Genomic DNA, 10,943 nt, shown 5'->3' with positions numbered 1-10,943 from the left:
TACTAGCGAATTGACTTCGCAAATGTTTTTGCTTCTTTATAGAAGCCCTGCACATTTGTTTCATCGAAACTTTGTTTAGTTTTCAAAGATCATATAACATTCTCATGCAACTATTTAATTATATCACAGTTAAAAAATATGTCAATAAAAAAATTATCAACTTCATAACTTGCAACTTCTTAAGTAGCAGCAACATTTAAATAATATACACGAGTTACACCTCTGCGTCAACACTTTTTTTATAAAATCTAAAAAAAAATCAGTTTGCTTATTTACAAACTGATTTTTTATCTTATTTTCTATTATTCTGGTCTCAAAGTTGGGAATAGGAGTACATCACGAATTGATGGTGCATCTGTTAGAAGCATTACCAATCTATCAATTCCTATACCTAATCCCCCTGTTGGAGGCATTCCGTATTCCATAGCTTCAATATAATCTTCATCGATACCTTCAGCTTCATCATTACCAGCTTGACGTTCAGCAACTTGTGCTTCAAAGCGTTGACGTTGGTCAATTGGATCATTCAATTCAGTAAAGGCATTTGCATATTCATTTCCTAAAATGAATAATTCAAAACGATCTGTGAAACGTGGATCATCAGCATTTTTCTTAGCTAATGGTGAAATTTCTACAGGATGGCCATAAACGAAAGTTGGATCAACAATTGTATCTTCACAGAATTGTTCAAAGAATTCATTAATAATATGACCTACTTGCCAGTATGGTTCATAATGAACTTTATGCTCATCTGCTATCTTTCTAGCTTCTTCAAGAGACATTTCTTTCCAGAAATCTACTCCTGTCTTTTCCTTGATTAGATCTACCATGTGAACACGTTTGAATTCTTTATTAAAATCAACGTCCGTTCCTTGATAGTTAATCTTTCCATCAGATGTTACAACTTTAGCAGCTGCTTTAAAGATACCTTCTGTTTCATCCATAACGTCTTTAAAGTCAAAGTATGCTGCATAAGTTTCAAGCATTGTAAATTCTGGATTGTGCTTAGTATCAATTCCTTCATTACGGAAAACTCTACCTATTTCATAAACACGTTCCATTCCGCCAACAATCAAACGTTTGAGGTGTAATTCCAAAGCAATTCGTAAGTAAAGTTGAATATCCAATGCATTATGATGTGTAATAAATGGACGTGCAGCTGCACCACCAGCTTGATTATGTAATACAGGTGTTTCAACTTCTAAAAATCCATTACTATCTAAATAATTACGAACAGCTGTAACAATCTTGCTACGGTTTACAAAACGATTGTAACTTTCACGGTTAGTAATTAAGTCTAAGTAACGTTGACGATAAATTTGTTCTACGTTTTGAAGACCGTGGAATTTATCTGGCAATGGTCTTAGAGCCTTGGATAAGAAAGTAAGTTTAGTTACTTTAATTGTAAGCTCACCCATATCAGTCTTGATAACATCACCAGTTACACCTAAGAAATCTCCTAAATCTGAACGTTTAAAGATATGGTACATTTCTTCGCCAACTTCATCTTTACGAATGTAAAGTTGCATTCTACCTGTCTTATCTTGTAGATCAGCAAAGCCTACCTTACCTTTACCACGCTTTGCTACCATACGTCCTGCGATTGTAGCCTTAACATCTAAGTCAATTAATTCTTCTTTTGTCTTATCTTCAAATTTGTCGTGTAATTCTTTGTTTAAGAAATCACGCTCAAATCTATGACCGAATGGATCAACGCCTTCATCACGCAATTCTTGCATCTTTTGACGACGAACTCTTAACTGATCATTCATTGATTGTTGATTAGCCATTTAAAATCCTCACTTTCTCAATAATTTATACACTGCTCTTTATTATATCATAGTCAACTGGACATATTAATTACAATATTAACAAAATATCCACTAAACAGCTTGACGTGCTAATGTATCTGCTAAGAAATTATCAAAAATATCGATCATTTCTACTTCTGTATCTGCAGAATTTAAAGCCGCTTTAGTACGTGCGGAACGTGGGATTCCTTTCAAATAATATGCAGCTTGAGAACGGAATTCCTTTGGCCCAATAACTTCACCTTTAGCTTTAACTAAACGATGTAAATGTTCCTTAGCAACTTTAATCTTTTCTGCAGGTGTAGGTTCTTCCAAAATTTCTCCTGTTTCAAGGTAATGTGTTGTTTGCTTAACAATCCAAGGATTACCTAAAGCTGCACGACCAATCATTACTGCATCTGCTCCAACTTCATCCAACATCTTCTTAGCTTCTTCTGGTGTACGAACATCACCATTCCCCATAAATGGAATCTTAGTTAAATGATCAGCTACTTCTTTTAAAATTCCCCAATCTGCATGTCCTGTATATAATTGCTTTCTAGTACGTCCATGCATTGCTAATGCTTTAGCTCCACCTTCTTCTGCTGCTAATGCATTTTCAACAGCTAAAATATGATCTTCATCCCAACCGGTTCTCATCTTAACTGTTACAGGCTTACCTATAGAACTAGTAACTGCATGAACCATTTCATAAATCTTATCTGGATCTAAAAGCCATCTTGCACCAGCATCAGTCTTTGTAACTTTAGGAACTGGGCAACCCATGTTTATATCGATAATATCAGTCGCAGTATTTTCTGCCACAAATTGAGCAGCTTCAACTAAAGTTTCTTTGCTACCACCAAAAATTTGGACACTAACTGGATGCTCAGTTGGATCAACAAATAGCATATCTAATGTTTTCTTATTTCTAAAATGGATTCCTTTGTCAGAAATCATTTCACAAACAACTAAACCTGCACCAAATTCCTTACAAATCATACGAAAGGCAACGTTTGTAACCCCAGCCATAGGAGCTACTACAACTTGATTAGGGATAACTATATCACCAATTTTCCATTCCATTATTCTCTTCCTCCATTTTAAGCTTGATTAGCTTCATTCATGATTTTAGTTAATTCTTTTTCATTAAATTCGTATTTTTTCCCACAAAAATGGCAAACTGCTTCTGCACCTTTATCTTGTTCTATCATTTCTTCAAGATCTTTTTTAGGTAAACTTGCTAGTGCTTCAGCAAATCTTTCTTTTGAACAATCGCATGCATATGCTACTGGCATTTTCTCAAGAATTTTTACTTTGTCTTTTGGGAAAAGTGTATACAAAATTTCTTCAGGAGTCTTACCATCTTTACGCATCATTTCAGATACTAACGGTATTTCTTGTAACTTCTTTTCAATTTCATCTAAAATCTCATCACTAGCTCCTGGTAAAACTTGAATCATAAAACCACCAGCTACACCTATTGTGTTATCATCTTCAACAAAAACAGATAATCCTACGGCTGATGGAATTTGCTCTGACTTAGCTAGATAGTAAGTGAAATCTTCACCTAACTCACCAGATACAAGGGGCACTTGTCCTGTAAAAGGCTCTTTTAATCCTAAATCTTTAGTTACTGATAAAAAGCCTTGGGTACCTACTGCGCCTTTAACATCAATCTTATGTTTTTCATTTAAAGGCAAATGCACATGTGGTTCATGTACGTATCCTTTGACTGTACCTTTAGCATTACCATCTACCACAATAGCCCCAATTGGTCCATCGCCATTGATTTTTACGGTCATTTTTTCATCACCAGATAGTTCCGATGCTGATAATAATAAAGTACCTATCAAACTTCTACCAAAAGCAGCTGAAGCAGCACTCCAAGTATCGTGTAATTTTTGTGCTTCTCCTACAGTTTCAGTAGCATCAACTGCATAAGCTCTAATCGCTCCATCATATACTAAGCTTTTAACTAAATAATCAGACATTTTTCTTACCTCTTTATTTTTATACACAAATTACATACTAACAAATTGTAGTCAATTTTTCTATTATTATCTTTTTTATTTTGTCAAATAAAAAATGGTACTGACAGTTTAAAACCACCAATACCATTTTTGTTATTCATCTTTCTTATCAGAATCTTCATCTGATTCATGAGGATAGAACACTTCTGTTTCTTTATGTTCCTCATCTTTTTCAGCTAATTGTTTTTTAGCTTCTCTACGTTCAACAGCTTGTTTTGCTTCTTCAAAAGTTGCTGCCTTTTCACTAGGAAATTCATCTTCGTTTTCTGCTGGCATCTTACCTGTCTTATACAAACTCAAGATTTGTTTTTCATCTAGAGTTTCATGTTCAAGTAATGCTTCAGCGATTACTTTATGTTGTTCTCTATGAGCTTCGATAATTTCCTTAGCTTGTTGCATACCTTCATTGGCAATACGTTTAACTTCTTCGTCAATGATATTAGCTGTTTGTCCAGAGTAACTATGTTGACCATTGAATTCACCAGGTTGCATATTAGCTTGACCTTCATATTGAACAGGGCCTAACTTGTCACTCATACCAAATTCTGTAACCATTGCTCTAGCTAATTGAGTAGCTTGTTGGAAGTCATTAGAAGCACCAGAAGATTGTTGACCAAAGATAATTTCTTCGGCTGCACGTCCACCCATCAAACCAGCAATTTGTTCCTTAAGGTTCTTCTTGGACATCAACATTTGATCTTCTTTTGGTAACATGATAGCATATCCGCCAGCACGTCCACGAGGTACGATTGTAACCTTATGAACTACACGTGCTTCATTTAATACTAAACCTACAATTGTATGTCCAGCTTCGTGATATGCCACTGTTTCACGTTCATGCTTACTAATTACACGATCACGCTTAGCAGGTCCTGCAATAACTCTATCTTCTGCTTCATCGATATCAGATGCATCAATTTCTTTCTTATCACGACGAGCAGCTTGTAATGCAGCTTCATTCAATAAGTTTTCTAAGTCAGCACCAACAAAACCAGGTGTTTGCTTAGCAATCATCTTCAAATCGACATCTTTTGCTAAAGGCTTGTTCTTAGCGTGAACCTTCAAAATAGCCTCACGACCCTTAACATCAGGACGACCTACTAAAATCTTTCGGTCAAAACGACCTGGACGTAGCAAAGCAGGGTCTAATACATCAGAACGGTTAGTAGCTGCCATAACGATGACACCTTCATCACCTTCGAAACCATCCATTTCAACTAACATTTGGTTAAGTGTTTGTTCACGTTCATCATGTCCACCGCCCATTCCGGCACCACGACGACGACCTACCGCATCAATTTCATCGATAAAGATAATAGATGGTGCGTTCTTTTTAGCATTTTCAAATAAGTCACGCACACGACTAGCACCAACACCGACAAACATTTCAACGAAGTCAGAACCAGAAATTGAGAAGAATGGTACACCAGCTTCACCAGCTACAGCTTTAGCAAGTAAAGTTTTACCAGTTCCTGGAGGTCCTTCCAATAGCACACCAGATGGAATTCTAGCACCTAAAGCTAAGAACTTACGTGGATCACGCAAAAATTCTACAACTTCAACTAATTCTTGCTTTTCTTCTTCAGCACCAGCTACATCTGAAAAACGAACTTTATTGTTCTTTTTGTCAATAGGCTTAGCTTTGGATTTTCCAAAGTTCATAACACGGCCACCGCCGCCACCTTGGCCAGCTTGACCCATCATCATGTAGAAGAAGAAAATGAAGAATAGAATTGGAACTACTGAAATTAAAAGTTGAATCCAAATACTACTAGATTCTTCTTCTTTAGCACTATTTTTTATTTTATTTTTTTGTGCATACTCTTGAATTTGTTTTACAGTCGAGTCATTCGTCAATACATTAGTTGTAAAACCAGTTGATTCATCCGCACCACTAGAAGCAATTCCGGCAATACCACTCGAACCAGATGATTTCTTAGCATGACGATAAGTACCCGTTATTTTGTACGTACTTCCAGAAGGTTGCATCGTAAAATCTTTAATATTATTCTTCTTCAATTCTGTTATAAATTGACTAGATTGAATTTGTTGTGTCTGCATACTTTGGCGACTACCAAACATATAATATAAGACACCCATAATACCCAAGAATACTACGATATAAAAGAAACTATTTCTAAGAAGTCCGTTACCATTCCTGTTGTTATTCATAACGTTCCTCCATATCCAAGGATTAAAGAGTCACTTATCACCATTAAATAAGCACTCCATTGTGAATATAATAGCATAATTAATAAATTTTGACTATTATTGACTATTAATTTCACTAAAATAAATTGTTTAAAATTTTATTAACCTTCGTAAACTTCAGGCTTCAAAATTCCAACATATCCTAAGTTACGATAGCGACCTGCAAAGTCTAAACCGTAACCTACTACAAATTCATTAGGAACTTCAAAACCTACATAGTCAGGCTTAACTCCTTCAACACGACGTTCAGGTTTATCAAGTAAAGTACAAATCTTAACAGATTTTGCATTGCGATGCTTAAATAGTTCAACTAAACGTTGTAATGTACGACCTGTATCGATAATGTCTTCAACGATTAAAACATCTCTTCCAGTTACAGATGTATCTAAGTCTTTAATAATTTTAACTTCACCAGATGATTCTGTTCCTTCTCCATAACTAGAAACGTCCATAAAATCTAATTCTAAATATGTATCGATTTCACGAATAATATCAGTTGTGAACATAACAGCACCCTTAAGAACACAAACTACTAATGGATTTTTACCTTCAAAATCCTTAGTAATTTGCTTTCCTAGTTTTTTAGTAACTTCAGCGATTTGTTCTTTACTGTATAAAACTTCTTTGATGTCGTTGTTCATAAGATTAACCTCTTTCTTATTTTTTTCTAAATACTAGTATGTAATGAATTTTAGCATTTTGTGGGGCCAGTGACAAATCAGTTTTTTTTGTTTCTAAAATCCAATACACTTCATTTTTATTTTTTGTAATTAGCCAACTCTTATTTCTCTGTTCACTTGGAATTTTTTTATCAATAAAAACTTTTTTAATTTTTTGATTTCCAAAGCTCATTTTTAGTGAATCACCCGGTTGTCTATGTCTAATTACCCAATTTTCATTATCTTCTACAACTAGAGTTTCATCTCCAGGCATTAGTTCTATTTCATTAATCTTAAATAAGCCTATCTTTTTTCCTTCTTCTAAGTTGTGCCATTGATTCAATTTTAATTCAAAATTTTCTTCTAGATTTAAACTAGTAGTACTTTTAATTCTTATTCCTATTTCGAGATATTCATGATAGAATTCAAATTTTTCATTCAAATCAAACTTTGCTTGAGGTTTCTTCTCATCATTAAGCATCGCTAAAATTTGCTGTACCTGTGTTTCTTTGATTTCTAATCCTTTTACTTCTAAATATCGTTCAAGTAGAATACGTTGCCATAAGGGACTTTCTTTAACAAATTTATCATAGTCCAAAGTTTCTTCTTTAGAAATCTTATTCAGTTTCACATCAGCTACTTCTTGAATTGCTTGTAAATTATTTGTTAATTGCTGAGTATATTCTAATACATGCTTTAAAAATTCTGGATTTTCTGCTTTTAATACTGGAATTATATGATGTCGTAACCTATTTCTTTGGTAGTCATCGCTTTTATTAGTTTCATCCTCATAATATTTAATCCCTAATTGTTTAGCATAATCATAAATTTCTTTTTTATTAAAAATTAACATGGGACGAACTATTTGATAATCCTCTCTGAAAATGCGTACAGATTGAATTGCTTGTAATTGTTGAATATTCCCACCTCGAATTAATTTCATTAAAAAAGTTTCTGCTTGGTCATCTCCATGATGCGCCGTTACCAAGTACTCAATATTATTTTCTTTTAGGACTTTTTCAAAAAAGTTATATCTAACTTCTCTGGCTGCAGCTTCAATGCTTTGTACAGGATGTTCTTCTTTTTCCCACCTGTATACATATAAAGGAATATTTCGTGCAAAACAAAACTCTTTAATAAATTTTGTTTCTTCTTTGCTTTGCTCTCGTAATTGATGATCAATATAAGCGACATTAATTTCTACATCTAAAACTTTACTCAATTTCAACATTCCTGATAATAAGACCATAGAATCTACACCTGTAGAAACTGCAAGCAATACTTTTTTATTGGAAATTTTTAAATCTCTAAGTCGCTGTAATAATTGATTTTCAAATTTTTTTACATTCAACTTTATCACTCACTTCAAAAAAATAAAAAGGCAAGAAGTAATTACCTCTTGCCTTTTGTTGTATTAGCTGCGACGACCGCCACGACCGCCACGTTTTCCTTCTGTATTACGTTTCAAGGAAGTCAATCTATCTTCACTTTCCTTCAAAAATCCAGCTAATAAGGAATCGAAATCTTTCTTCTTTTCTTCATGCTTTGGCTTAAAAGAAGTATTATGATTTTTCTTTACTTTATCCCTATTATTATGTTGTTCGTGATTATTGTTACGACGTTGGTTGTTTTGTTTTTGAGGTTTATCTACTGCTTTCTTGATTGAAAGACCGATCTTACCATCATCACTGACAGATAAAACTTTAACAGTAACTTCATCACCAACGGATAAGACTTCATGGATATCTTTAACAAAAGTATTGGATACTTCACTAATATGAACTAATCCTGTTTTCTTATCCCCTAAATCAACAAATGCACCAAAATCTGTAATTCCTGAAACTTTTCCGGAAAGTTTAGCTCCTACTTCAATCGACATAAAAATTGTCTTCCTCCTCGAAATTCTATACCTCTCAGTATATCACGCACTAAATATTATTAATACTACTAAATTAAACTTTTTTTAATTATTGCCCAATATTTTTTGTAACATCTGTTGGTAAGTTATAAATTATTTCGTTATCTTTAGAATAGGAGTACTTTTCTCGAATTAATTTTCTTAAATAATCTTCATCATTTAATTGCTTAATCTGCTCTTTCAAATCAGCATTTTTAGCTTTTACTTTTTCTAACTTCTTATTAGCTTCTTCCGTTTGAACATTAATATTTTGGGTTTGATAGTGCATTGTAATGAGTCTTATTCCAAACACTATTGTTAATATTATAGTTAAAGAAATAATACTTACTCTAAACAATCGATAATGTTGATAGTGTTTAGCTTTTAAAGCAGCATTTTTACTTTTAGCTTGTTGCTTACGAAAATAATCATTATCCATGATAGTAATCTTTGATCTTTTCTTCACTGACTATCTAGCCCCTTCCATTCTTTGTCCAAAACGATTTATATAGAAAAATCTTCCTTATATTCTTCAGAGATAACTTCAAACAATTCTTGTGCTTCTTTTTTCTTTGTTGTATCTCTAATATCATTAACTTTGACTGTTAATACTTTATTACCAAAGTTTATCACAATTTCATCGCCAACATTTACATTTGATGATGATTTAGCCACCTTGCCATTAATTGTAATTCTACCTTGACTTGAAATTTCTTTTGCTACTGTTCTTCTTTTAATAATGCGTGATATTTTCAAAAACTTATCTAATCTCATTAACGTCCTCCATTTAATTTGTCAATTATTTTTATAATCTTATTTCCACCTGGCATCGCCATATATTCTTCTTTAGTAAATAAATTAAACTTAATTGCTAAAATTCCAAAAATAAATACTCCCACAGGAATACATATTACTGAAATTATTCCGACATCTAATCTAGAACTTCCCAATAGGTATCCCAATAATATTGAAAGACCTTTTACTACTATCCCCATGATACATGAAATAAGTAATAATTTTAAGACATAACCATCACTTCTAAATAAAATCTCAAGCTTTATTGAACTAAAGAAAATAATGATAATTGCAGCTAATAATAAACTAACTGTAGTAGCAATACTTGCTCCAATTATTCCAAATTTACCAATTAAGTAACTATTAAGAATATATTTAGTTAAGAAAGCTACTCCTAGTCCAATTAGTAACACTCTGTACTTATCAATGCTTTGTAAAATAGAACTATAACTATTGATTACTGTCATTAAAATTATACCTAGTAAATATATTCCAATTACCAAGCTAAGTTCACTATCACCAAATAAAAGTTTATTAACTTCAGGCAATAAAGCTAACAATCCCACTGTAGCAGCACTAGCTATTCCTAAACTAATTCTCAAGATAGATGATGCCGTATTTTCAAAAGTAGTTTTTTCTTTCTTTTCAATTGCAGCTGTTAGGGACGGTAATAGCGTTGAAGAAAAACTTACACCTATTACTAATCCTAATTGTATTAAAGGTTGAGCTCTATCGTAAATACCTTTTATATTGCTAGCTTTTATTGAAGATAAGCCATAAATCTCCAAATTATTCTTAATTGTGAAGGAGTCTATTAATTGCAAAAGTACCATCAATGCAGTAAATAAGCATATCATGATTCCTTCTGTCATTAGTCTCTTTACTAAATCTCGATATTTGATACTATGTTTGTGGGATTTTCTTGAAAAAAGCCTTATAAAAATACCTACAAAACATAGTAGTGCAACTAAGCCTCCTAATGTTGAGCCAAACATCGCCCAAGCTCCCATTTTATAAATAGACCAATGATGTCTAACCGCATACCACGCAACCCCAATAATAACAATCACTCTTATTAGTTGCTCATACACTTGTGATACAGCAGTGGGCGTCATATTGAATATACCTTGATAAAATCCTCTTCCTACTGATAAAAAAGGCATCAACAAAAACATCCAGGAAACACTCCTGATAATTACTTCCAGCTTTATATCTCCCATGGCTTCAGCAATTTGAGTTGATCCTAATTGTAGAAATAAAAAGCACAAGATAGCCAGTACAACTAAAACGTTAAATATTCTTTTTGAAATCTGATATTTTGATTCTATATCATCTTGTTCAGCAATAATTTTTGAAATGAATACAGGAAATCCTGATAAAGAAAAAGTCATTCCAATTGCATAAATCGGATAAACTTGCTGATAAACGTAAAACCCTAAATTCCCTACCATATTTTCAAAAGGAATTCGGTACATCGCACTTAAAATTTTAGCTATAAAAGAAGCCCCTGATAGGATTATTGCTCCCTTCATAACATTTCCAAAATTATTTTTCATTA

The 10,943-nt window shown here is 33.1% G+C and carries 10 protein-coding genes; all 10 read right to left on the bottom strand.

Features of this window, described 5'->3' with window-relative positions:
• Window positions 1-302: 302 nt before the first annotated feature.
• On the bottom strand, window positions 303-1,790 hold the full coding sequence (lysS, locus tag NOU10_RS05550; RefSeq protein ID WP_003701392.1) for a lysine--tRNA ligase: 1,488 nt from the start codon (window positions 1,788-1,790) through the stop codon (window positions 303-305).
• 93 nt (window positions 1,791-1,883) lie between these two features.
• A complete protein-coding gene (gene dusB / locus NOU10_RS05545) occupies window positions 1,884-2,876 on the bottom strand; it encodes a tRNA dihydrouridine synthase DusB (protein WP_255906256.1) in 993 nt (330 codons plus the stop codon).
• A gap of 17 nt (window positions 2,877-2,893) precedes the next feature.
• A complete protein-coding gene (gene hslO / locus NOU10_RS05540; protein WP_255906255.1) occupies window positions 2,894-3,784 on the bottom strand; it encodes an Hsp33 family molecular chaperone HslO in 891 nt (296 codons plus the stop codon).
• Between the two features lie 132 nt (window positions 3,785-3,916).
• Complete coding sequence (gene ftsH, locus NOU10_RS05535) at window positions 3,917-5,995, bottom strand: ATP-dependent zinc metalloprotease FtsH (protein ID WP_003701388.1); 2,079 nt, start codon at window positions 5,993-5,995, stop codon at window positions 3,917-3,919.
• Between the two features lie 140 nt (window positions 5,996-6,135).
• Window positions 6,136-6,675: a hypoxanthine phosphoribosyltransferase gene (gene hpt, locus NOU10_RS05530; RefSeq protein ID WP_003705261.1), complete on the bottom strand. Its 540-nt coding sequence runs from the start codon at window positions 6,673-6,675 to the stop codon at window positions 6,136-6,138.
• A 16-nt stretch (window positions 6,676-6,691) separates the two neighbouring features.
• Complete coding sequence (gene tilS, locus NOU10_RS05525; RefSeq protein WP_081509852.1) at window positions 6,692-8,050, bottom strand: tRNA lysidine(34) synthetase TilS; 1,359 nt, start codon at window positions 8,048-8,050, stop codon at window positions 6,692-6,694.
• Window positions 8,051-8,107: 57 nt separating this feature from the next.
• Window positions 8,108-8,572: a S1 domain-containing RNA-binding protein gene (locus tag NOU10_RS05520; RefSeq protein ID WP_003703194.1), complete on the bottom strand. Its 465-nt coding sequence runs from the start codon at window positions 8,570-8,572 to the stop codon at window positions 8,108-8,110.
• Window positions 8,573-8,660: 88 nt separating this feature from the next.
• Window positions 8,661-9,056, bottom strand: a complete 396-nt coding sequence (locus NOU10_RS05515) for a septum formation initiator family protein (RefSeq protein WP_255906254.1) — start codon at window positions 9,054-9,056, stop codon at window positions 8,661-8,663.
• A gap of 38 nt (window positions 9,057-9,094) precedes the next feature.
• Window positions 9,095-9,364, bottom strand: coding sequence for an RNA-binding S4 domain-containing protein (locus NOU10_RS05510; RefSeq protein WP_003709726.1), 270 nt, complete (start codon window positions 9,362-9,364; stop codon window positions 9,095-9,097).
• Window positions 9,364-10,941, bottom strand: coding sequence for an oligosaccharide flippase family protein (locus tag NOU10_RS05505; protein ID WP_255906253.1), 1,578 nt, complete (start codon window positions 10,939-10,941; stop codon window positions 9,364-9,366). The genes NOU10_RS05510 and NOU10_RS05505 overlap by 1 nt, the downstream gene beginning before the upstream one ends.
• Window positions 10,942-10,943 lie beyond the last annotated feature (2 nt).

This window comes from Ligilactobacillus sp. MP3 (assembly GCF_024436335.1).
GTDB lineage: Bacteria > Bacillota > Bacilli > Lactobacillales > Lactobacillaceae > Ligilactobacillus > Ligilactobacillus salivarius.
Note: the sequence above shows the minus strand (reverse complement) of the source record. Positions and strands in the feature narration are given on the sequence as shown.

Bases quoted from the DNA above. Each gene is read 5' to 3' on its own strand.
- lysS (WP_003701392.1), bottom strand. From the start codon at position 1,790: ATGGCTAATCAACAATCAATGAATGATCAGTTAAGAGTTCGTCGTCAA.
- dusB (WP_255906256.1), bottom strand. From the start codon at position 2,876: ATGGAATGGAAAATTGGTGATATAGTTATCCCTAATCAAGTTGTAGTA.
- hslO (WP_255906255.1), bottom strand. From the start codon at position 3,784: ATGTCTGATTATTTAGTTAAAAGCTTAGTATATGATGGAGCGATTAGA.
- ftsH (WP_003701388.1), bottom strand. From the start codon at position 5,995: ATGAATAACAACAGGAATGGTAACGGACTTCTTAGAAATAGTTTCTTT.
- hpt (WP_003705261.1), bottom strand. From the start codon at position 6,675: ATGAACAACGACATCAAAGAAGTTTTATACAGTAAAGAACAAATCGCT.
- NOU10_RS05520 (WP_003703194.1), bottom strand. From the start codon at position 8,572: ATGTCGATTGAAGTAGGAGCTAAACTTTCCGGAAAAGTTTCAGGAATT.
- NOU10_RS05510 (WP_003709726.1), bottom strand. From the start codon at position 9,364: ATGAGATTAGATAAGTTTTTGAAAATATCACGCATTATTAAAAGAAGA.
- NOU10_RS05505 (WP_255906253.1), bottom strand. From the start codon at position 10,941: ATGAAAAATAATTTTGGAAATGTTATGAAGGGAGCAATAATCCTATCA.